Origin of the sequence: Pseudomonas sp. HY13-MNA-CIBAN-0226, assembly GCF_040310305.1 — a bacterium.
In the GTDB taxonomy this organism is placed as follows: Bacteria; Pseudomonadota; Gammaproteobacteria; order Pseudomonadales; family Pseudomonadaceae; genus Aquipseudomonas; species Aquipseudomonas gregormendelii.
Window position 1 is genome coordinate 1 of the sequence record NZ_JBEOPS010000722.1, and the last position, 227, is coordinate 227.

Genomic DNA, 227 nt, shown 5'->3' on the forward strand with positions numbered 1-227 from the left:
TACGAAAAACTGACTCTGGGCGATAACGCGGTGCAAACCACCGTTACCGACGAACCTACCGGTCAAGGCGATGCCGTGGGCATCACCATTGTTGGTAACGGTCCAGTTCTGGAAAACCAGGGCGCCGCCTTCACCATCAAGCTCGACAAGGCTCAAGACCAACCGGTTACCGTCAAGCTTAGCGACGGTTCGACCTTGGTCTTCGCTGTTGGTGAAACCGAAAAGGT

General features: G+C 55.1%; 1 protein-coding gene. It reads left to right on the forward strand.

Features of this window, described 5'->3' with window-relative positions; genetic code table 11:
* On the forward strand, nt 1-227 hold a 227-nt coding region (locus tag AAEZ05_RS30600), incomplete at both ends, for an immunoglobulin-like domain-containing protein (RefSeq protein WP_350650460.1).